The sequence below is a fragment of the Pseudomonas paraeruginosa genome (assembly GCF_003025345.2).
Classification (GTDB): Bacteria; Pseudomonadota; Gammaproteobacteria; order Pseudomonadales; family Pseudomonadaceae; genus Pseudomonas; species Pseudomonas paraeruginosa.
This window is the reverse complement of record NZ_CP020560.1, coordinates 1,519,704-1,540,046: the sequence shown is the minus strand read 5'-3', so window position 1 is coordinate 1,540,046 and position 20,343 is coordinate 1,519,704. Positions and strand designations below refer to the sequence as shown.

Sequence of the window (20,343 nt, the reverse complement as noted above, 5' to 3'; positions counted from 1 at the left end):
CCGCGAGGAAACCGGACATGCCCACTCCCCTTTCGACCTCCCATCGCCGGCTGCGGCCGCTGGCCGCGGCAGTGCTCGGCGCGCTGCTGCTGCACGGCCAGGCGTGGGCGGCGCAGCCGCTGGAGAAACCGCAACCGGCCCCGGCGCAGGCCGGCAACGAGCCGGGCCTGACCCAGGGCCTGAAGGAAACCGGCAACTACACGGTGACCGCCGCGCCAGCCGAGCCGCTGCACATGGATCCGCCGAAGCTGCCCGACCTCTCCGGCTACACCGCCGCCGCGGTGGAAGCCAGGATCGTGCGCAAGCCGGGTGGCCGCGCCAGCGTGCAGCGCATGGTCCAGCAGCAGCCGCTGAAGGAGTTCACCGGTGGCAGCAACCGCCTCGCCGAGTGGGTCAAGCGCCAGCGCCAGATGCCCCAGGCGATCTTCATCGAAGGCGGCTACGTGAACCTCGCCCAGCTCGCCGGCAAGCTTCCCGCCAGCGCCCTGGAACAGGTCGAGCCGGGGGTGTTCATCGCCCGCCTGCCGATCGTGGTCAGCCAGGGCGCGACCCTCGACATCGACAAGCAGGTCAGGGAACTGCGCCTGTCCCAGGAGCGCGGCGCGTTCCTGGTCAACGACGGCATGCTGTTCGTCCGCGACAGCAAGGTCACCGGCTGGAGCGAATCGAAGAAGGAGCCGGCCTGGTTCAGGACCCCCGACGAGTTCCGTCCGTTCCTGATCTCCTGGGGCGGCGCCGAGGTATACCTGAGCAACAGCACCTTCACCAGCTTCGGCTACAACGCCTCGAAGGCCTACGGCATCTCCATCTCGCAGTACAGCCCGGGCATGGACAAGCAGATGAAGCGCCCGCGGCCCAAGGGCTGGGTGATCGACTCGACCATCGTCGACAGCTGGTACGGCTTCTACTGCTACGAGGCCGACGACCTGGTGGTGAAGGGCAACACCTACCGCGACAACATCGTCTACGGCATCGACCCGCACGACCGTTCGCATCGCCTGATCATCGCCGACAACACCGTCCACGGGACGAAGAAGAAGCACGGCATCATCGTTTCGCGGGAGGTCAACGACAGCTTCATCTTCAACAACCGCAGCTACGAGAACAAGCTATCCGGGATCGTCCTCGACCGTAACAGCGAGGGCAACCTGGTGGCCTACAACGAGGTCTACCGCAACCATTCCGACGGCATCACCCTCTACGAGAGCGGCGACAACCTGCTCTGGGGCAACCAGGTCCTGGCCAACCGCCGCCACGGCATCCGCGTGCGCAACAGCGTGAACATCCGCCTCTACGAGAACCTCGCGGCGGGCAACCAGCTGATCGGCGTGTACGGCCACATCAAGGACCTCACCAATACCGACCGCAACATCGCCCTCGACCCGTTCGACACCAAGGTCTCGCTGATCGTGGTCGGCGGCAAGCTCGCCGGCAACGGTTCCGGCCCGCTCTCGGTGGATTCGCCGCTGAGCCTCGAACTGTACCGGGTGGCGATGCTCGCCCCGACCAAATCCTCCGGCATCAGCCTGCCCGGCGTGCTCGGCGAGAAGCAGGACCAGATCCTCGACCTGCTGGTGCGCCAGGACAAGGCAGTGCTGATCGATCCCGTGGAAAGCCAGGCCGAACTCCAGGACTGAGGACCCAGACGCATGAAAACCCGCACTTCCCGACTGTTCCGCCTGAGCGCCCTGGCCGCCGGCCTCTGCCTGGCCCAGGCCGCCCTCGCCGCAGAGCCCGGCACGGCGCCGAGCTACCAGGCGCTGCCGGCCGGCAATCTATGCCCGGCCGCCGCCGACGACTCGCGCTACGACACCAAGTACCTGGGCTTCTTCACCCACCTGGTGCAGGCCCAGGACGACTGGCTGTTCCGCACCACCTACGACCTGCGTACCGACTTCGGCACCAGCGCCGAAGGCTGGCGCGAACTGCGCGCACTGCGCGACGAACTCAAGCGCAAGGGCATCGAACTGGTGGTGGTCTACCAGCCGACCCGCGGCCTGGTGAACCGCGATAAGCTCAGCCCGGCGGAAAAGGCCGGCTTCGACTACGAGCTGGCGAAGAAGAACTACCTGGCGACCATCGCCCGCTTCCGCCAGGCCGGCATCTGGACCCCGGACTTCTCGCCGCTGTTCGACGAGAAGGAGGAGCACGCCTACTACTTCAAGGGCGATCACCACTGGACTCCCCATGGCGCCCGGCGCAGCGCGAAGATCGTGGCCGAGACGCTGAAGCAGGTGCCCGGCTTCGAGGAGATCCCCAAAAAACAGTTCGAAAGCAAGCGCGTCGGCCTGCTGTCCAAGCTCGGCACCTTCCACAAGGCCGCCGCGCAGCTCTGCGGCAACAGCTACGCCACCCAGTACGTCGACCGTTTCGAGACCGAGCCGGTGGGCGCCAGCGACAGCGGCGACCTGTTCGGCGACGGCGGCAACCCGCAGATCGCCCTGGTCGGCACCTCCAACAGCGGCCCGGCCTACAACTTCGCCGGCTTCCTGGAAGAGTTCAGCGGCGCCGACATCCTCAACAACGCGGTGTCCGGCGGCGGCTTCGACAGTTCGCTGCTGGCGTACATGACCAGCGAGGAATTCCACAAGAACCCGCCGAAGATCCTCATCTGGGAATTCGCCACCCACTACGACATGGCGCAGAAGAGCTTCTACCGCCAGGCCATGCCGCTGGTGGACAACGGCTGCTCCGGCCGGAAGACCGTGCTCAGCCGCAAGGTCAAGCTGCGCCAGGGCCGCAACGAGGTGCTGCTGAACAGTGCCGCGCTGCCGATCCGCAGCGGCAGCTACGTCGCCGACGTGACCTACAGCGACCCGTCGGTACACGAGCTGAAGAACACCATCTGGTACATGAACGGCCGCCGCGAGCAGCTGAAGATCGAGCAGTCGAAAGCCGTCGACACCGGCGGCCGCTACGTCTTCCAGCTGCGCAACGACAGCGACTGGGCCGACCAGCAGTTCCTTTCCCTGGAAATCGAAGCGCCGGAGGACATGCCCCAGGGCCTGGAGGTCCAGGCCAGCATCTGCCAGGCGGCGCCCGCCAAGGCCAGCCAGTCGGTGGCCGGGAGGTAATCGATGAAAACGTCCCACCTGATCCGTATCGCCCTGCCCGGCGCTCTCGCCGCGGCATTGCTCGCCAGCCAGGTCAGCCAGGCCGCCGACCTGGTGCCCCCGCCCGGCTACTACGCGGCGGTCGGCGAGCGCAAGGGCAGCGCCGGCAGTTGTCCGTCGGTGCCGCCGCCGTACACCGGCAGCCTGGTCTTCACCAGCAAGTACGAAGGCTCCGATTCGGCGCGGGCGACCCTCAACGCCAAGGCGGAGAAGGCGTTCCGCTCGCAGATCAAGGACATCACCGACATGGAGCGCGGCGCCACCAAGCTGGTCACCCAGTACATGCGCAGCGGCCGCGACGGCGACCTGGTCTGCGCGCTGAACTGGATGAGCGCCTGGGCCCGCGCCGGCGCCCTGCAGAGCGATGATTTCAACCACACCGGCAAGTCCATGCGCAAATGGGCGCTGGGCAGCCTCTCCGGCGCCTACATGCGCCTGAAGTTCTCCAGTTCGCGTCCGCTCGCGGCCCACGCCGGGCAGAGCCGGGAGATCGAGGACTGGTTCGCCCGGCTCGGCACCCAGGTGGTCCGCGACTGGAGCAACCTGCCGCTGAAGAAGATCAACAACCATTCCTACTGGGCGGCCTGGTCGGTGATGTCCACCGCGGTGGTGACCAACCGCCGCGATCTCTTCGACTGGGCGGTGAGCGAATTCAAGGTCGCCGCCAACCAGGTCGACGAGCAGGGCTTCCTGCCCAACGAACTCAAGCGCCGCCAGCGCGCCCTCGCCTACCACAACTACGCGTTGCCGCCGCTGGCGATGATCGCCGCGTTCGCCCAGGTCAACGGCGTCGACCTGCGCCAGGAGAACCACGGCGCCCTGCAGCGCCTGGCCGAGCGGGTGATGAACGGGGTCGACGACGAGGAAACCTTCGAGGAGAAAACCGGCGAAGACCAGGACATGACCGACCTCAAGGTCGACAACAAGTACGCCTGGCTGGAGCCCTACTGCGCCCTCTACCGCTGCGCGCCGAAGATGCTCGAGGCGAAGAAGGACCGCGAGCCGTTCAACAGCTTCCGCCTCGGCGGCGAAGTGACGCGGGTGTTCAGCCGCGAAGGGGGGAGTTGAGGGCGTGGCGGGAAGCGGGCGCGGAGGCCGGAGGGCCACGTGTCCCCATGCCCCGCTCGCTGACCAGGCGTCCCTCCAGGCACCACCCCGACCCATGCGCGACAGACGCGGGCGGGCGCAACACCTTAGGCAACACCACGGGGAGGAAAACGGCGGGTCGTCCCGCCTTTCCTCGGGCGCTCCAGGGCGCGGAAAGGCAGGGCCGACCTGAATGGTTGACGCTCTAGAGAGAGAGACGGCATGGTCTTTTCTTCAAACGTGTTCCTGTTCCTGTTCCTGCCGGTCTTTCTCGGCCTGTACTACCTGAGCGGCGAACGTTACCGGAACCTGCTGCTGCTGATCGCCAGCTACGTGTTCTACGCCTGGTGGCGGGTGGACTTCCTCCTGCTGTTCGCCGGGGTCACCGTCTTCAACTACTGGATCGGCCTGCGCATCGGCGCCGCCGGCGTACGTACCAGGGCCGCGCAACGCTGGCTGATCCTCGGCGTGGTGGTCGACCTCTGCGTGCTCGGCTACTTCAAGTACGCCAACTTCGGCGTCGACAGCCTCAACGAGATCATCACCTCGTTCGGCATGCAGCCGTTCGTGCTGACCCACATCCTGCTGCCGATCGGCATCTCGTTCTACACCTTCGAATCGATCAGCTACATCATCGACGTCTACCGCGGCGATACCCCGGCGACCCACAACCTGATAGACTTCGCCGCCTTCGTGGCGATCTTCCCGCACCTGATCGCCGGCCCGGTGCTGCGCTTCAAGGACCTGGTCGACCAGTTCAACCACCGTACCCACACCGTCGACAAGTTCGCCGAAGGCTGCACGCGCTTCATGCAGGGCTTCGTCAAGAAGGTGTTCATCGCCGACACCCTGGCCGCCGTCGCCGACCACTGCTTCGCCTTGCAGGACCCGACCACCGGCGACGCCTGGCTCGGCGCCCTGGCCTACACCGCGCAGCTCTACTTCGACTTCTCCGGCTACAGCGACATGGCCATCGGCCTCGGCCTGATGATGGGCTTCCGCTTCATGGAAAACTTCAACCAGCCCTACATCAGCCAGTCGATCACCGAGTTCTGGCGGCGCTGGCACATCAGCCTGTCGACCTGGCTGCGCGACTACCTCTACATCAGCCTGGGCGGCAACCGCGGCAGCACCTTCCAGACCTACCGCAACCTGTTCCTGACCATGCTCCTGGGCGGCCTGTGGCACGGCGCCAACTTCACCTACATCATCTGGGGCGCCTGGCACGGCATGTGGCTGGCGATCGAGCGGGCCCTCGGGGTGAACGCCGCGCCGCGCGTGCTCAACCCGTTGAAGTGGGCGTTCACCTTCCTCCTGGTGGTGATCGGCTGGGTGATCTTCCGCGCCGAGAACCTGCAGGTTGCCTGGCGCATGTACGAAGCCATGTTCAGCTTCGGCACCTGGCAGCTTTCCGAACTGAATCGCGCCAGCCTCACCGGCCTGCAGGTCGGCACCCTGGTCCTGGCCTACCTGGTGCTGGCGTTCTTCGGCCTGCGCCAGTTCTACAACCAGCCATTGCAGAGCAAGGCGCCCAAGGCCGCGGCGAAGACCGACGAAGTCGCCGCCGACGGCCCGGCCAGCGCCCAGCCGCGCGCCCCGCGCGAGGCCGTCGGCGACCCGGCGGCGATCGCCTACTCGCCGAGCGGCGCGCTGGTCTACCAGCCGGGCTGGCTCAGCCAGTTACCCGTGCTGGCAACCCGCCTGGCGCTGCTCCTGCTGTTCGCCGCCTCGGTGCTGAAGCTCTCCGCGCAGAGCTACTCGCCCTTCCTCTACTTCCAGTTCTGAGCGAGGCCCACGCCATGACACAGAGCATTTCCCGCCCCCTGCAATATGCCTACATCGCCGCCTTCGGCGGGCTGCTGCTGGGGCTCGCCGGATGGTCGCTGAAGAGCGTCCCGGGCTTCTCCGCCGCGGCCGATACGCCACTGCTCAACGGCAAGCTGGCGCATGCCTTCGAAGCCCACTACGACAAGGAATTCCCGATCAAGCGCCTGGGCACCAACCTCTGGGCCGCGCTCGACTACACGCTGTTCCACGAAGGCCGCCCCGGCGTGGTGATCGGCAAGGACGGCTGGCTGTTCACCGACGAGGAATTCAAGCCGGCGCCCACCGCCCGGCAACTGGAAGACAACTGGGCGCTGGTCCGCGGCGTACGCCAGGAACTGGAACGACGCGGCGTCAGGCTGGTGCTGGCGGTGATCCCGGCCAAGGCCCGCCTGTATCCCGAGCACATCGGCCGCGAGCAGCCGGCCGCGCTGCACGACAGCCTCTACCAGGACTTCCTGGCCCGCGCCCGCGCCGCCGGCATCGACAGTCCCGACCTGCTCGGCAGCCTGCGCCAGGCCAAGGACAACGGCGCGGTGTTCCTGCGTACCGATACCCACTGGTCGCCGCTCGGCGCGGAAACCGTGGCCCAGCGCCTCGGCGCGGAGATCCGCGAGGCACACCTGCTGGACGTACCGGCGCAGAACTTCGTCACCCGCGTCGGCGAGGAACGCACGCACAAGGGCGACCTGCTCAGCTTCCTGCCGCTCGACCCGCTGTTCGACGAACTGCTGCCGCGTCCGGAGCGGTTGCAGCAACGCACCACCGAAGCCGCGCCGGCCATGCCGGGCGGCGAGCAGTCCGGCGCGGACGCCGACCTCTTCGGCGATAGCCAGCAACCGCGCCTGGCACTGGTCGGCACCAGCTACAGCGCCAATCCCAGCTGGAACTTCGAGGGCGCGCTGAAACAGGCGCTGTCCGCCGACCTGATCAATTACGCGAAGGAGGGCAAGGGCCCGCTCGAACCGATGCTGGAGCTGCTGCAGGACGAAGGTTTTCGCAAGGACCCGCCGCAGCTGCTGGTCTGGGAGTTCCCCGAGCGCTACCTGCCGATGGCCAGCGACCTCAGCCAGTTCGACGCCGACTGGGTCGCCCAGCTGAAGGCCAGCGGCGGCCGCGACGAGCGCCTGGCCGCCAGCCGCAACGATTGAACGAACACAGCCAAGGCTGTTTACCCGGGGCCGAACGCCCCGCTGAAGAAGAAGCAACGGAGGAATACCCATGAACCCGATGACCCGCCGCCACACCTGGACCCGCCTGGCCTGCGCCCTTTCCCTCGGCGTCGCCGCGTTCGCCGCGCAGGCCGACGAAGGCGCCCTGTACGGGCCCCAGGCACCCAAGGGCTCGGCCTTCGTCCGCGCCTACAACGCCGGCAACAGCGAGCTCGACGTGTCGGTCGGCAGCACCAGCCTGAACGACGTCGCGCCGCTCGGCTCCAGCGACTTCAAGTTCCTCCCCCCCGGCAGCTACACCGCCCAGGTCGGCCAGCAGAGCCTGCCGGTCAAGCTCGACCCGGACAGCTACTACACCCTGGTCAGCCAGCCCGGCGGCAAGCCGCAGCTGGTGGCCGAGCCGCCGTTCAAGAACAAGCAGAAGGCGCTGGTGCGGGTGCAGAACCTCAGCGGTTCGAAGCTGACCCTGAAGACCGCCGACGGCAAGACCGACGTGGTCAAGGACGTCGGCCCGCAAAGCCACGGCGACCGCGAGATCAACCCGGTGAAGGTGAACCTGGCGCTGTTCGACGGCAGCAAGAAGGTCAGCGACCTGAAGCCGGTCACCCTGGCCCGCGGCGAGGTGGTCTGCCTGTACGTCACCGGTAGCGGTGGCAAGCTTTCGCCGGTCTGGGTCAAGCGCCCGGTGAAAGCGGATTGAGAGCGGCCGGGAGGGGCTCGCCCCTCCCGGCATTCCACACAACAAGACCGGCCCGACACCGGCGCACCAACCGTCAGCGCTCCCGCAGAAGGAGCGCACTGGAGAGGTCACCCGGGGCTCCGTGGAGCCCGGTAACGAGATATCCCGCCGCGCGGCGGGATCCCTAGACAGACGCATCGCTTCAAGGAGAAACAACATGATCCCAGTAATCCTTTCCGGTGGCAGCGGCTCGCGACTCTGGCCTCTTTCCCGCAAGCAGTACCCCAAGCAGTTCCTCGCCCTTACCGGCGACGACACCCTGTTCCAGCAGACCATCAAGCGCCTGGCCTTCGACGGCATGCAGGCGCCGCTGCTGGTGTGCAACAAGGAGCACCGCTTCATCGTCCAGGAACAGCTGGAGGCGCAGAACCTGGCGAGCCAGGCGATCCTGCTCGAACCCTTCGGCCGCAACACCGCGCCGGCGGTGGCGATCGCCGCGATGAAACTGGTCGCCGAAGGCCGCGACGAACTGCTGCTGATCCTTCCCGCCGACCACGTGATCGAGGACCAGCGCGCCTTCCAGCAGGCCCTGGCGCTGGCCACCAACGCCGCCGAAAAGGGCGAGATGGTGCTCTTCGGCATTCCCGCCAGCCGCCCCGAGACCGGCTACGGCTACATCCGCGCGAGCGCCGATGCGCAACTGCCGGAAGGCGTCAGCCGGGTGCAGAGCTTCGTCGAGAAACCCGATGAAGCCCGCGCCCGCGAGTTCGTCGCCGCCGGCGGCTACTACTGGAACAGCGGCATGTTCCTGTTCCGCGCCAGCCGCTACCTGGAAGAACTGAAGAAGCACGACGCCGACATCTACGACACCTGCCTGCTGGCCCTGGAGCGCAGCCAGCACGACGGCGACCTGGTGAACATCGACGCCGCCACCTTCGAGTGCTGCCCGGACAATTCCATCGACTACGCGGTGATGGAGAAGACCTCGCGCGCCTGCGTGGTGCCGCTGTCCGCCGGCTGGAACGACGTCGGCAGCTGGTCGTCGATCTGGGACGTGCACGCCAAGGACGCCAACGGCAACGTCACCAAGGGCGACGTGCTGGTCCACGACAGCCACAACTGCCTGGTGCACGGCAACGGCAAGCTGGTCTCGGTGATCGGCCTGGAGGACATCGTGGTGGTGGAAACCAAGGATGCCATGATGATCGCCCACAAGGACCGGGTGCAGGACGTCAAGCACGTGGTCAAGGACCTCGACGCCCAGGGCCGCAGCGAGACCCAGAACCACTGCGAGGTCTACCGTCCGTGGGGCTCCTACGACTCGGTGGACATGGGCGGCCGCTTCCAGGTCAAGCACATCACCGTGAAACCCGGCGCGCGCCTCTCGCTGCAGATGCACCACCACCGCGCCGAGCACTGGATCGTGGTTTCCGGCACCGCCCAGGTGACCTGCGACGACAAGACCTTCCTGCTCACCGAGAACCAGTCGACCTACATCCCGATCGCCTCTGTGCACCGCCTGGCCAACCCCGGCAAGATCCCGCTGGAGATCATCGAGGTGCAGTCCGGCAGCTACCTCGGCGAGGACGATATCGAGCGCCTGGAGGACGTCTACGGGCGCACCGCCGAACCGGCCCTGCAAGTGGTCGCCGGCAGCCGCTGAAGCGGCTTTTCCGGCAACCCCCGACGGAGCGATCCGGCGGGGGTTTTTCTTTTCCTGCCGGCTCCCTTTCGATATACGGCTCTGTATCCGGCACCTGCCTCTAATTATTTAAAAGAGTCTGCAAGATAATCCCCCTGGAAATTCAAAGAGCCATTCCCGCAAACATCAAAAATGCCTGACCCGATGGGGCGCGGGCAGTCCTGCTCGCTGCCGATCAACGAGGCCAGCCTCGCACAGGAGGATGACTTGCGCCTGTTGCGCCAGGCCTGAGGCCGCTCCATGCCGGATCGACCGGTAGGGCGAATAACCGCTTGCGGTTATCCGCCGGGTCTGCGGAGTATCGGCGGATAACGCCCGTGGCGTTATCCGCCCTACCGCCAGCCATGTAGCTCAGGTGGCGCAGGGCGCATGTCCGCCTCGCGGCTATCCGCCAGCCGCCGGCTCCCGCGAGGGCGAGGCCCCCAGCGCCAGTCCCGGCTCGGCGCCACGCTTGAGTACGGCGTAGAGCAGCCCGGTAAGCAGGCTGCCGGCGACGATCGCCAGCAGGTACGCCAGGGCGTGGTTGATCGCGTTGGGCACCAGCATGACGAACAGCCCGCCGTGCGGCGCCTGCAACTTGCAGCCGAAGTACATCGACAGGGCGCCGGTCAGCGCGCCGCCGGCGATGCTCGCCGGGATCACCCGCAGCGGGTCCTTGGCGGCGAACGGGATGGCACCTTCGGAGATGAAGCACAACCCCAGCACCGAGGCCGCCTTGCCGGCCTGCCGCTCGCTCTCGGCGAACTTGCGCCGCGCCAGCAGGGTCGCCAGGCCCATGCCGATCGGCGGCACCATGCCCGCCGCCATCACCGCCGCCATCGGCGCGTAGCTGTGCGACGAGAGCAGGCCGACGGAGAAGGCGTAGGCGGCCTTGTTCACCGGTCCGCCGAGGTCGACGCACATCATTCCGCCGAGCAGCAGGCCGAGCAGGATGGCGTTGGAGGTGCCCATGCCATCGAGGAACCCGGTCAGCGCCGCGAGCATGCCGGCCACCGGCTTGCCGACCACGTAGAGCATCAGCAGGCCGGTGGCCAGGCTGGCCAGCAGCGGGATGACCAGGATCGGCTTCAGCGCTTCCAGGCTCGCCGGCAGCCTCAGCCCGCGGCTGATGGCCCGCGCCGCATAGCCGGCGATGAAGCCGGCGACTATGCCGCCGATGAACCCGGCGCCGAGGGTCCCGGCGAGCAGGCCGCCGAGCATGCCCGGCGCCAGGCCCGGGCGGTCGGCGATGGAATAGGCGATGTAGCCGGCGAGCATCGGCACCATCAGGACGAACGCCGTGTCGCCGACCGTCCTCAGCACCGCCGCCAGGCTGCCCGGCTGCTTGTAGGCGTCGATGCCGAAGGCCAGCGACAGGGCGATCAGCAGGCCGCCCGCGACCACCATCGGCAACATGAACGACACCCCGGTCAGCAGGTGCTTGTACACCCCGCGCTTCTCGTCCCCGGCGACAACCGCGCTGGCTGCGCCCGCGCTCTCGACCCGCCCTTCCGCCAGCGCCCGCTCGAGCGTCGCACGGGCCTGCTTGAGGGCCACGCCGGTGCCGCAACGGTAGATCTTCCTGCCGGCGAAACGGGCCGTGTCCACGTCGATGTCGGCGGCCAGCAGGACCACGTCGGCGGCGGCGATGTCCGCCGGGTCGAGCGGGTTGCGCGCGCCGACCGAGCCCTGGGTCTCGACCTGCAACGCGTAGCCCAGTTGCCCCGCTGCGAGCTGCAACGCCTCGGCGGCCATGAAAGTGTGCGCCACGCCGGTCGGACAGGCGGTCACCGCGACGATCCGCGGTGCCGCTCCGGCCTTCGGCGCAACCAGGCCGACCGCGTCCCCGGCGATCTCCACGCTCGCCGAGGCGGCGGCCCGCTGGAGAAAGCCGCGCGGATCGGCCAGCGCCTCGGCGGGACGCGCGCGAAACACCGGTTTGCCGACGAAGCGCGCCGCCGGCAGCGGCTCGACGCCGACCAGCAGGACCCAGTCGGCTTCGGCGATCTGTTCGGCGCTCAGTCCGCCCTCGGGCCTCGGCCCGGCATTCGCCTCGACGCAGGTTGCCCAGCCCAGGCGCTCGGCGGCGCCCTGCAGCAGGCGCGCGGCGAGCACGCTGGTGACCTGTCCGCCAGGGCAGGCGGTGACGATCGCTAGTTTCATCTCAGGCCTCCTCGACCAATGGCTGTACCACGACGCCCGCTTCGATCCGCGCCAGGCGCTGCGGATCGCCGATGCCGAATTCGAACTGGGTCACCGCCAGGCTGGCGATGGCGGTGGCCTGGCGCAGCACCCGTTCGGCCGGCCAGCCGCTGGCCAGGCCGTGGACCATGCCGGCCAGCAGGGAATCGCCGGCACCCACCGTGCTGGCCACTTCCACCGCCGGCGGCCGGGCCTGCCAGGCGCCCTCGGCGGCGAACCAGTTGACCCCCGCGGCGCCCTGGGAAATCACCACCTGGCCTACCCCATCATGGCGCAGGCGTTCGGCCGCCTGGCGCTGTGCGAGCAGGTCATCCATCGGCGCCGAACAGAGGTCGGCCAGTTCCTCGACGTTCGGCTTGATCATCCACGGCGCGGCCTTCACGCCTTCGCGCAGGGCCGCGCCGCTGCTGTCGAAGGCGACCTTCAGGCCGAGGCGCCGCAAGCGCCGCAGCAGCTCGCCCAGCCATTCCGGCGCGACCCCGCGCGGCAGGCTGCCGGCAACCACCGCCAGCTCGTGCTCCCCGGCAAGCCGGTCGAGGCGTTCGAGCAACGCCGCCTGGGCCCGCTCGTCGGCCTCCGGGCCCGGTCCGTTGAGGTCGCTGACGCGCCCGCTGCACTCGGCCAGCTTGATGTTGCTGCGGGTTTCGCCGGGCACCCGGACGAACGCGTCAGCGAAGCCACGGCGCTGGAACATGGCGGTGAACGGCGGCTGGTTGTCCTCGCCGAGGAAGCCGCTGACCGTCAACCGGTGGCCGAGGTCGGCGAGCACCTGGGCGACGTTCAGGCCCTTGCCGGCAGCCTGGGTCAGCACCGCCTCGCTGCGGTTGACTGCCCCCAGTTCCAGCTGGCGCAGGCGCACGGTGAGGTCCAGCGCCGGGTTCAGGGTGATCGTCAGGATCCGCGCCATCATTGCACCTCCGCTTCCACCAGGGCCCGGACTTCGGCGGCGCTCGCCAGGCCCAGGGCTTTGCCGGCCAGGCCGCGCGCGGCGACCAGCTCCAGTTCGCGCACGCCGGCCTTGACCAGGGCGATGCTGCGCGCCGAGACACTCAGCTCGTCGACGCCCAGGCCGACCAGCAGCGGCAACGCCAGCGGGTCGGCCGCCAGTTCGCCGCAGACGCCGACCCACTTGCCCTCGGCGTGGGCGGCGCGGACGGTCATGTCGATCAGTTGCAGCACCGCCGGATGCAGGCCGTCGGCCTGGGCCGAAAGGCTCGGGTGTCCGCGATCGATGGCCAGGGTGTACTGGGTCAGGTCGTTGGTGCCGATACTGAAGAAGTCCACCTCGCGGGCCAGCACCGGCGCCAGCAGCGCCGCCGAGGGCACCTCGACCATGATCCCCAGTTGCAGGTCGGCCAGCGCGATCTCCTCGCGCAGGCGCAGCGCCAGGTCGCGCGCCCGGCGCCATTCGTCGAGGCTGCCGACCATCGGGAACATCACCCGCAGCGGCCGCTCCCCGGCGGCGCGGAACAGCGCGCGCAGCTGGGTCTCGAGGATCTGCGGGCGCCGCAGGGCCAGGCGGATGCCGCGCAAGCCCAGGTAGGGGTTCTCCTCGTGGGGGATCGGCCAGTACGCCAGCGGCTTGTCCCCGCCGACATCCAGGGTCCGCGCCACCAGCGGGCGCCCGGCGAGGGCGTCGAACACGCGGCGGTACTCGGCCTCCTGGGTCGCCAGGTCGGGCGCCTGGGGATGGTTCATGAAGACGAATTCGGTACGCAGCAGGCCGACGCCCTCGGCGCCCAGTTCCACCGCGCGCGCCGCGCCGGCGGTGTCGCCAAGGTTGGCGCAGACTTCCACGGCGTGGCCGTCGCGGGTCCGCGCCGGCTCCAGGCGCTGCGCGTCGGCGCGGGCCTGGCGCTGCTGGCGGGCATCGCGCTCGGCGGCGGCCTGGCGCAACTGTTCGACGCTCGGCGCCACCTGCAGCCAGCCGTGCTCGCCATCCAGCAGCAGCGCCGTGCCCGGCTCCAGGCCGAGCACCGCCGCGCCGGCGCCGACCAGTGCCGGGATGCCGAGGGCCCGGGCGATGATCGCGCTGTGCGAGGTGGCGCCGCCGCGCGCCGTGAGGATGCCGGCGACCCGCTGTGGGTCGAGGCGGGCGACATCGGAGGGGCCGACCTCGTCCATCACCAGGATGTACGGCTGCTCCGGCTCGCGCGGCGCCTCCACCCCGCAGAGTCTGGCCAGCACCCGCCGGCCGAGGTCGCGCAGGTCGGCGGCGCGTTCGGCGAGCAGCGCGTCGCGCAGCGCCTCCTGCTGCGTCGCGAGTTCCTCCACCACCCCGCTCCAGGCCGCCTCGGCGCTTTCGCCGCGATTCAGGCGCAGTTGCACCTGCTCGGCCAGTTCCGGATCGTCGAGCATCTCCCGGTGGGTGACGAAGATGTCGCGGATCGCCTTCACCGCGCTGCGTTCGACCAGGCCGACGATCTCCTCGTCCACCGCCCGCCTGGCCCGCAGCAGGCGCTCGCGTTCATGGGCCGGCGACTCGCCGCGCGGCTGGAACTCGAAACGCTGCGCCACCTGCACATGCGCCGGACCGCTGGCGATGCCCGGCGACGCGGCGATCGCCGGCAGCCGGTCGCCGGCGCACAGCGGCGCCGGCCGGTCGTTCTCTTCCGCCTCGGCGAGGGACGCGGGAAAGACCTCCTCCGCCAGCGCCTCGACCTCCTCGCCCAGGCCCTCGCGCACCGCGGCCAGCAAGGCCGGCAGCGCGTTCTCGGCGATCGCCGGCTCGGCGCTGAACTCCAGCGCCTGGCCGCGCTGCGCGCCGAGGGCGAGCAGCCTGCTCAGGCTCTTCGCCGAAACGGGAAGCGCGTCGCTATCGGCCAGGCGCACGCGGATCTCCCCGGCGAAGCCCTTGGCCAGTTGCGCCAGCGCCTGCGCGGGGCGGGCATGCAATCCATGCGGGTTGGCCAGGACCACCCGCGCGCTAGGCCAGTCCGGCGGCAGCTCGCCGCCGAGCGCGGCGAGTACGCTGCGGCTGCTGGTGGCGCCCACCAGCTCGGCGCCACGCCCTTCCAGCAACAGGTCGCACAGGCGTTCGAGCAGCGCCTGGTGCGCTTCGCCCAGGCTGGCCAGGCAGAACAGCCCGGTGACCAGTTGCCCCTGGTGCTGCAACGGTTGCGCCGGAGTGACGAAGGCCAGCCCGGGGCGCTTGACCAATTGTTCGCTGTGCAACCAGCACAGCCCCTCGCCCAGCGGCAGTGGTTCTGCCTGTTGCAGCACGGCGGCGAAGCCGTTGTCCACGCAGCCGGCCTTCTTCAGCAGGCGCGCGCCGAGACAGGCCAGTTCGTCGAGGTCCTCGGCGTTCTGGCCGAGGCCGACCAGCTGCGCGTCCAGCGCCAGCTCCTGCGGCGCGCCCTGCAACAGGCGGAGGACTTCCTCGGCGCTGGCGGCCGCGCTCAGCGCCGGTCCCAGGTCGGCCTCGCCGAGGGCGCGGGTGAGCAGTTGCAGCAGGTGCAGGTGTTCGTCGGACTTCGCCGCGATGCCGATGGCCAGGTAGACCCGCTGGCCATCGCCCCAGTCCACCCCCTCGGGAAACTGCAACAGGCGCACGCCGGTGCTGAAGACCAGCTCGCGGGTGTCCGGGGTCCCGTGGGGGATGGCGATGCCCTGGCCGAGATAGGTGGAGCCTTGCGCCTCGCGCGCCTTCAGTCCTTCGGCGTAGCCGGGCGCGGCCAGGCCGTCGGCGACCAGCGCCTCGCCGAGCAGGCGCAGGGCTTCGGCCTTGTCCGCGGCGCGCTGGCGCATGCGGATCTGCCGGGTATCGAGTTCGAGCATGGAAACCTCCTCAGGAGCGAACGGCTCCCCGTCTCACGTCCGGATCGTCCCGCCGCGCCGGGGCGCGGGCGAAGGATGTGCCGGCGGTAGCGGAAAGCGGCTCGCGGGAGCCTTCCGTACAGCCTGGGGCGGTGATCCGCTTGTTGTCATTGATCTGCCATGGCGTGGGCGGCGCGTCGTTCGGGCTGCGCGAGGCAGCCTGGGGCAGGTGGCGCCGGCTTCGCCGGAATCTTTTGCTGAATCGATTCACTTAATTAAATTGGCACGTTACCCGATAATGATTGATCCTTGAAGCCCAACTTGTCGTCGCTCCCAGTAGAGATCGGTTTGAAACTCAGTGATATCGCCCGCCTGGCCGGGGTCTCGGTGACCACCGCCAGCTACGTCATCAATGGCAAGGCCGCCCAGCGGCGCATCAGCGCCGCCACCGTCGAACGCGTGCTTGCCGTGGTCGAGGAACACGGCTACCAGCCGGACCAGCAGGCCGCCGGCCTGCGCCGCGGGCAGACCCGCACCCTCGGCTTCATCCTCCCGGACCTGGAAAACCCCAGCTACGCCCGCCTCGCCAAGCAACTCGAACAAGGCGCCCGGGCACGCGGCTACCAGTTGCTGATCGCCTGCTCCGACGACGAGCCGGAGACCGAGCGCCAGGTCGTCAACCTGTTCCGCGCGCGCCGCTGCGACGCGCTGATCGTCGCCAGTTGCCTGCCGGCCGGGGATGATACCCATGCCCGGCTGCTCGCCGAAGGCCTGCCGGTGGTGGCCATCGACCGCCAGCTCGAGCCGCGGCAATTCGCCTCGGTGATCAGCGACGACCAGGACGCCGCGCGCCGCCTCACCGAAACCCTGCTGCGACCGGCGCCGCGCCATATCGCCCTGCTCGGCGCGCGGGCGGACCTGATCATCAGCCATGACCGCGCCGCCGGCTTCCGCCAGGCACTGGAGGACTTCCGCGGCGAAGTCATCGTCGAGCATGCCGAGGTGTTCAGCCGCGAGTGTGGACGGCGCCTGATGGAACAGTTGCTGGAGCGCCTGGGCTACCTGCCCGACGCCTTGGTGACCACCGCCTACGTGCTTCTCGAAGGGGTCTTCGACGTGTTCCAGGCGCGCGCCGACGGCTGGCCCGAGCGCTTGCGGGTGGCGACCTTCGGCGACACCCAGCTGCTCGACTTCGTACCGCTGAAGGTCAACTCGATCTACCAGCAGCACGCGCTGATCGCCGCCAACGCCCTCGAACTGGCGCTCCGCGCGGTCGAGGAAAACGACTACCGGCCGGGCCTGCACGCCGTCCCCCGGCAACTCAAGCTGCGCAGCTGAGCCGACCGCCATGCGCCTGGTCGACACCCACAACCACCTCGACTTCCCGGACTTCGACGCCGACCGCGCCGCGCTGCTGCAACGCAGCCGCGCGCTGGGGGTCGAGCGCCAGGTGGTGCTCGGCGTCTATCGCGAGAACTGGCAACGGGTCTGGGACCTGGCGCAGGCCGAGGACGGCCTGTACGCGGCGCTCGGCCTGCATCCGATCTACCTGGCGCGGCACCGCCCGGAGCATCTGGACGAACTGCGCCAGTGGCTGCAACGCCTGCGCGGCGAGACGAAGCTCTGCGCGGTCGGCGAGATCGGCCTGGACTACTACCTGGAACACCTCGACCGCGACGCCCAGCAGGCGCTGTTCGAGGCCCAGCTGCGGCTGGCCGCCGAGTTCGGGCTGCCGGCGCTGATCCACGTGCGCCGCGCCCACGCGGCGACCATCGCCACCCTCAAGCGCATCCGCCTGGAGCGCCGCGGCATCATCCATGCCTTCGCCGGCAGCCGCGAGGAAGCCCGCGAATACCTCAAGCTCGGCTTCCGCCTCGGCCTCGGCGGCGCGCCGACCTGGCCGCAGGCCAACCGCCTGCGCAAGGTGGCGGCGGAGCTGCCGGCCGAGGCCATCGTGCTGGAAACCGATGCGCCGGACATGGCGCCGGCGATGCATCCCGGCCAGCGCAACAGTCCGGAGCACCTGCCGGACATCTGCCGCGCCCTCGCCGAGCTGCGCGGGGTCGACGCCGAGGAACTGGCGGCGAGCAGCAGCCGCAACGCCGCCGAGCTGTTCGGCTGGGACTGATCAAGCGTCGCGCAGGACTTCCGGCGCCAGATGCGGGTACGCTTCGCGCAACGCTTCCAGGCAGGCCGATAGCTGCGCCGCTTCCTCCGGCAGGCGCCGGGCGAAGTCGCTCCAGCCTTGCAGACGCAATTGCCGGGGCATCGGCACCAGGCCGCTGATGGCGTCCCAGAAGGCATCCCAGTTGCATCCGTACCATGGCGGCAGCGCCAGGGCCTGGCGCAGGCGCTCGTGCAACCGCGCGGCGCTGTCCACGTCCGCCAGCTCGATGGCCAGGCTCGCCGCCCGGTTCAGTTCCTCATCCATGGCGCCTCCGCCAGCAATGCGTCGCAACGCTCGCGCACGAAGCCGCGCAACAGCGTCACCGGGCGGGTCAGCTGGACGCGATGGGTGCACAGCAGATTCAGCGGCGTCGCCTCGCCCTGCCACTCCGGCAGCAGCAGACGCAGGCGCCCGGCGCGCACGTCCTCGGCCACGTCGAGCCAGGACTTGTAGACCAGCCCCTTGCCGGCCAGGGCCCAGCGCCGCACCACATCGGCATCGTCGCAGACGCGGTCGCCGGCGACCGTCAGGGTCAGGCTGCGGCGGCCCCGCTGGAATGCCCAGCGATCGTGCACCCGGCCGCCGAGCTGGTAGAGCAGGCAATTGTGCTCGCGCAGGTCGTCCGGCTGGCGCGGCTCGCCGCGCTCGGCCAGATAGGCCGGCGCGGCGCAGAGCACTCGGCGGTTGTCCGCCGCCAGCGGCAGGGCGACCAGGCTGGAGTCGGCCGGCGCGCCGTAGCGGATCGCCACGTCCACCGGTTGCCGGTAGAGATCGGCCACCCGGTCGCCGAGCAGCAGGCGCAGGCTCAGTCGCGGATAGCGCGCCTGGAACTCGTCGAGCCAGGGCAGTAGCAGGTTGCGGCCGAAGTCGGAGGGCGCGGAAAGCTGCAGCACCCCGGCGATCTGGTCCTTGCCGCCCTGCAGCAACCGGCGCCCCTCCTCCAGGCTGCGCAACGAGGCGCGGGCATGCAGGAGGAAAGCGTCGCCCTCGGGGGTCAGGCGCAGGCTGCGGGTGGAGCGGGCGAACAGGCGCACCTCCAGCTCGCTTTCCAGGCGCTTCAGCGCCGCGCTGGCCACCGCCGGGGAGATATCCAGCTGGCGCGCGGCGGCGGACAACGAGCCGCTGTCGCTGGTGTGGACGAACACCTGGAGGTCGTCGTAGCGCAGCATTTTCAAGATTCCTTTGAAAGAGTCTTCCCTGATAGCCTGTTTTTCAGCGATTTGAAATAGCCCATCCTGACTCCACCTCATCGAAGGAACCCACCATGAGCACACCCCTTACCCTGATCGCCACCATCACCGCCGCCCCCGGCCACGCCGAGGCCCTGGAGCGCGAGCTGCGCGCCCTGGTCGCCCCGTCGCGCGCCGAGGCCGGCTGCCTGCAGTACGACCTGCACCAGGACCGCCACGACTCCCACCTGTTCTACATGATCGAGCAGTGGCGCGACGACGCCGCCCTGGAGCGGCACCAGAACACCGAGCACTTCCTGCGCTTCAGCCGCGGCAACGAGGCCCTGCTGCAGAACGTGAAGATCGACCAACTCTATCGCCTCGCCTGAGGCCCGTTTCCCGGAGCCCCCATGAAAGCTGTCGGTTACTACCAGTCCCTGCCCATCGACCATCCCGATGCCTTGCTCGACCTCGAACTGCCCGAGCCCACGCCGGGCCCGCGCGACCTGCTGGTGGAGGTCCGCGCCATCTCGGTCAACCCGGTGGATACCAAGGTCCGCCAGCGCGCCCAGCCGGAAGCCGGCCAGGCCAGGGTACTGGGTTGGGACGCGGCGGGCGTGGTCCGCGCGGTGGGCAGCGAAGTCAGCCTGTTCCGTCCCGGCGACCGGGTCTGGTACGCCGGGGATATCACCCGCCCGGGCAGCAACAGCGAGCTGCACCGGGTCGACGAGCGCATTGCCGGGCACCTGCCGAAAAGCCTCGACTTCGCCCAGGCGGCGGCCCTGCCGCTGACCACCATCACCGCCTGGGAACTGCTCTTCGAGCGCTTGCAGATCGTCGAAGGCAAGGCCGACCAGGGCCAGAGCCTGCTGGTGGTCGGCGCCGCCGGCGGGGTCGGCTCGATCCTGGTCCAGCTGGCCCGCCGACTGACCGGCCTGAACGTGATCGGCACGGCCTCGCGCGCGGAGACCCAGGCCTGGGTCCGCGACCTCGGCGCGCGCCATGTGATCGACCACGGCAAGCCGCTGGCCGAAGAGCTGAAGCGGATCGGCATCGACGAGGTCAGCCATGTCGCCAGCCTGACCCACACCGACCAGCACCTCGAACAGATCGTCGCCGCCCTGCGCCCGCAAGGCCGCCTGGCGCTGATCGACGATCCGGCGTCGCTGGACATCGGCAAGCTGAAGCAGAAGAGCCTGTCGCTGCACTGGGAGTTCATGTACACCCGGTCGATGTTCCAGACCGACGACATGATCGAGCAGCACCGGTTGCTGGAGCGGGTCGCCGGGCTGATCGACGAAGGCGTGCTGAAGACCACCGTGGGCGAGCACTTCGGCCGCATCGACGCGGCCAACCTGCGCCGCGCCCATGCGCTGCTGGAGAGTGGCCGGGCCAAGGGCAAGATCGTTCTCGAAGGGTTCTGAGCGGCAGGATCACGGGACGTGGCGAGTAACGCCTGCGGCGTTATTCGCCTTACCGCCGTGACCGTCCCCT

16 protein-coding genes and 1 pseudogene are annotated in these 20,343 nt (G+C 69.2%); 12 read left to right on the top strand and 5 right to left on the bottom strand.

Features of this window, described 5'->3' with window-relative positions:
- The first annotated feature begins 17 nt into the window (after positions 1–17).
- From algG to B7D75_RS29715, 8 genes and pseudogenes are all read left to right on the top strand, one after another.
- The gene (gene algG / locus B7D75_RS07410; protein WP_034080376.1) at positions 18–1,637 is read left to right on the top strand and encodes a mannuronan 5-epimerase AlgG; all 1,620 of its coding nucleotides are present in this window, start codon (positions 18–20) and stop codon (positions 1,635–1,637) included.
- A gap of 12 nt (positions 1,638–1,649) precedes the next feature.
- Positions 1,650–3,074, top strand: a complete 1,425-nt coding sequence (gene algX, locus B7D75_RS07405) for an alginate biosynthesis protein AlgX (RefSeq protein ID WP_033996736.1) — start codon at positions 1,650–1,652, stop codon at positions 3,072–3,074.
- 3 nt (positions 3,075–3,077) lie between these two features.
- A complete protein-coding gene (gene algL, locus B7D75_RS07400; protein WP_034080375.1) occupies positions 3,078–4,181 on the top strand; it encodes an alginate biosynthesis protein AlgL in 1,104 nt (367 codons plus the stop codon).
- A gap of 240 nt (positions 4,182–4,421) precedes the next feature.
- Complete coding sequence (locus B7D75_RS07390) at positions 4,422–5,984, top strand: MBOAT family O-acyltransferase (protein ID WP_043103534.1); 1,563 nt, start codon at positions 4,422–4,424, stop codon at positions 5,982–5,984.
- 14 nt (positions 5,985–5,998) lie between these two features.
- Complete coding sequence (algJ, locus tag B7D75_RS07385) at positions 5,999–7,174, top strand: alginate O-acetyltransferase (protein WP_034080373.1); 1,176 nt, start codon at positions 5,999–6,001, stop codon at positions 7,172–7,174.
- Positions 7,175–7,244: 70 nt separating this feature from the next.
- Entirely contained in the window at positions 7,245–7,895 is a 651-nt protein-coding gene (gene algF / locus B7D75_RS07380) for an alginate O-acetyltransferase AlgF (protein WP_015502518.1), read from the top strand.
- Between the two features lie 196 nt (positions 7,896–8,091).
- On the top strand, positions 8,092–9,537 hold the full coding sequence (locus tag B7D75_RS07375) for a mannose-1-phosphate guanylyltransferase/mannose-6-phosphate isomerase (RefSeq protein WP_003092113.1): 1,446 nt from the start codon (positions 8,092–8,094) through the stop codon (positions 9,535–9,537).
- A gap of 180 nt (positions 9,538–9,717) precedes the next feature.
- Positions 9,718–9,807, top strand: a pseudogene (locus tag B7D75_RS29715) (hypothetical protein); the annotation flags it as partial.
- 153 nt (positions 9,808–9,960) lie between these two features.
- Here the strand turns inward: B7D75_RS29715 and B7D75_RS07370 are convergent.
- The 3 genes from B7D75_RS07370 to ptsP are packed head-to-tail and all read right to left on the bottom strand — an operon-like array spanning position 9,961 to position 15,534.
- Positions 9,961–11,718, bottom strand: coding sequence for a fructose-specific PTS transporter subunit EIIC (locus B7D75_RS07370; protein WP_107113879.1), 1,758 nt, complete (start codon positions 11,716–11,718; stop codon positions 9,961–9,963).
- Position 11,719: 1 nt separating this feature from the next.
- Complete coding sequence (pfkB, locus tag B7D75_RS07365; protein ID WP_034080371.1) at positions 11,720–12,664, bottom strand: 1-phosphofructokinase; 945 nt, start codon at positions 12,662–12,664, stop codon at positions 11,720–11,722.
- Positions 12,664–15,534 (bottom strand): phosphoenolpyruvate--protein phosphotransferase, encoded by a 2,871-nt coding sequence (gene ptsP / locus B7D75_RS07360; RefSeq protein ID WP_107113878.1) that lies wholly within the window; start codon positions 15,532–15,534, stop codon positions 12,664–12,666. Before ptsP ends, pfkB begins: the two co-directional genes overlap by 1 nt.
- A 327-nt stretch (positions 15,535–15,861) precedes the next feature.
- On the opposite strand from ptsP, the gene cra reads away from it, so the two are divergent.
- Both cra and B7D75_RS07350 read left to right on the top strand, forming a co-directional pair.
- Positions 15,862–16,851 (top strand): catabolite repressor/activator, encoded by a 990-nt coding sequence (cra, locus tag B7D75_RS07355; RefSeq protein WP_012074749.1) that lies wholly within the window; start codon positions 15,862–15,864, stop codon positions 16,849–16,851.
- Between the two features lie 10 nt (positions 16,852–16,861).
- Positions 16,862–17,641 carry a TatD family hydrolase gene (locus tag B7D75_RS07350; protein ID WP_034080367.1) on the top strand — a complete coding sequence of 260 codons (780 nt, stop codon included), beginning with the start codon at positions 16,862–16,864 and terminating at the stop codon, positions 17,639–17,641.
- On the opposite strand, the gene B7D75_RS07345 is transcribed toward B7D75_RS07350, so the two are convergent.
- The gene (locus B7D75_RS07345) at positions 17,642–17,944 is read right to left on the bottom strand and encodes a barstar family protein (protein WP_034080366.1); all 303 of its coding nucleotides are present in this window, start codon (positions 17,942–17,944) and stop codon (positions 17,642–17,644) included.
- Complete coding sequence (locus B7D75_RS07340) at positions 17,929–18,849, bottom strand: LysR family transcriptional regulator (RefSeq protein WP_053813531.1); 921 nt, start codon at positions 18,847–18,849, stop codon at positions 17,929–17,931. The genes B7D75_RS07345 and B7D75_RS07340 overlap by 16 nt, the downstream gene beginning before the upstream one ends.
- Before the next feature lie 95 nt (positions 18,850–18,944).
- On the opposite strand from B7D75_RS07340, the gene B7D75_RS07335 reads away from it, so the two are divergent.
- Positions 18,945–19,238: a putative quinol monooxygenase gene (locus B7D75_RS07335; RefSeq protein WP_003104358.1), complete on the top strand. Its 294-nt coding sequence runs from the start codon at positions 18,945–18,947 to the stop codon at positions 19,236–19,238.
- A 21-nt stretch (positions 19,239–19,259) separates the two neighbouring features.
- Positions 19,260–20,273, top strand: coding sequence for a zinc-binding alcohol dehydrogenase family protein (locus B7D75_RS07330; protein WP_053816848.1), 1,014 nt, complete (start codon positions 19,260–19,262; stop codon positions 20,271–20,273).
- The last annotated feature ends 70 nt before the right edge of the window (positions 20,274–20,343 follow it).

Coding starts and splice junctions, on each gene's coding strand:
- algG (WP_034080376.1), top strand. CDS start 18: ATGCCCACTCCCCTTTCGACCTCCCATCGCCGGCTGCGGCCGCTGGCC.
- algX (WP_033996736.1), top strand. CDS start 1,650: ATGAAAACCCGCACTTCCCGACTGTTCCGCCTGAGCGCCCTGGCCGCC.
- algL (WP_034080375.1), top strand. CDS start 3,078: ATGAAAACGTCCCACCTGATCCGTATCGCCCTGCCCGGCGCTCTCGCC.
- B7D75_RS07390 (WP_043103534.1), top strand. CDS start 4,422: ATGGTCTTTTCTTCAAACGTGTTCCTGTTCCTGTTCCTGCCGGTCTTT.
- algJ (WP_034080373.1), top strand. CDS start 5,999: ATGACACAGAGCATTTCCCGCCCCCTGCAATATGCCTACATCGCCGCC.
- algF (WP_015502518.1), top strand. CDS start 7,245: ATGAACCCGATGACCCGCCGCCACACCTGGACCCGCCTGGCCTGCGCC.
- B7D75_RS07375 (WP_003092113.1), top strand. CDS start 8,092: ATGATCCCAGTAATCCTTTCCGGTGGCAGCGGCTCGCGACTCTGGCCT.
- B7D75_RS07370 (WP_107113879.1), bottom strand. CDS start 11,718: ATGAAACTAGCGATCGTCACCGCCTGCCCTGGCGGACAGGTCACCAGC.
- pfkB (WP_034080371.1), bottom strand. CDS start 12,664: ATGGCGCGGATCCTGACGATCACCCTGAACCCGGCGCTGGACCTCACC.
- ptsP (WP_107113878.1), bottom strand. CDS start 15,534: ATGCTCGAACTCGATACCCGGCAGATCCGCATGCGCCAGCGCGCCGCG.
- B7D75_RS07350 (WP_034080367.1), top strand. CDS start 16,862: ATGCGCCTGGTCGACACCCACAACCACCTCGACTTCCCGGACTTCGAC.
- B7D75_RS07345 (WP_034080366.1), bottom strand. CDS start 17,944: ATGGATGAGGAACTGAACCGGGCGGCGAGCCTGGCCATCGAGCTGGCG.
- B7D75_RS07340 (WP_053813531.1), bottom strand. CDS start 18,849: ATGCTGCGCTACGACGACCTCCAGGTGTTCGTCCACACCAGCGACAGC.
- B7D75_RS07335 (WP_003104358.1), top strand. CDS start 18,945: ATGAGCACACCCCTTACCCTGATCGCCACCATCACCGCCGCCCCCGGC.
- B7D75_RS07330 (WP_053816848.1), top strand. CDS start 19,260: ATGAAAGCTGTCGGTTACTACCAGTCCCTGCCCATCGACCATCCCGAT.